Origin of the sequence: Neisseria sp. HMSC075C10 (assembly GCF_001815615.1) — a bacterium.
In the GTDB taxonomy this organism is placed as follows: domain Bacteria; phylum Pseudomonadota; class Gammaproteobacteria; order Burkholderiales; family Neisseriaceae; genus Neisseria; species Neisseria subflava_A.
Genome location: NZ_KV821226.1, coordinates 1 through 638 on the forward strand (window position 1 = coordinate 1; position 638 = coordinate 638).

The window sequence follows — 638 nt, forward strand, 5'->3', positions numbered from 1 at the left end:
GGTAACGGTTGTTCCTTTTACCGCTTGGGGGCTTTGGGGAATGCGGGCTTCGCCGACAGGCACAGCTTTTCCGGGCGGAGCCTCGGCCTTGCGGACAATGGGAACAGGCGCTTTCAATGCCGAAGACGGCAGACTGCTTGGCCCGAATTTGAGTTTGCCGTTTATGTAAACTAAAGTCAGGCCTTTTTTGCTTAAATTCCCGGCACTCTTCACTACCTTTGCGGCGGCAGGCGAGCGGACAATGGCAGATGCCGTCCCGCCGCTGACAACCATAAATGCTGCATTGGCTCCAACCCGGGCATCAAACATTGCGTCCATTCTGCCTGCAAGTTGTGGATCGCTGATATATGCTTCGTCGCGAACCGCTTTCCAGTTTTCGTAGGACATCACAACTTTGTTGACTGTTTGCACGGGACTGGAAACGGCTTCGGCCAATGGAACAATGGTATTGTCCCACGGGTGGCGTATGCTCTCCCATGTGCCTACAACAATCTCTTTGGCTGCCAGATAGTATGCTTTTAATTCATAGGCTTCGTAAGAGCGGATGTAAAGGTCTTTGCCCTTTGGATTGTTTTGGTAGATCTTATCTGCTCTGGCTCTCAGGCTTCGTTCGCCGGGTGTGAATCCGTCCAAACGGT

Annotated in this window: 1 pseudogene; it reads right to left on the minus strand. The window is 52.5% G+C overall.

Annotated elements, in window-relative coordinates:
- A pseudogene (locus tag HMPREF3047_RS11520) lies at nt 1–638 on the minus strand (hypothetical protein); the annotation flags it as partial.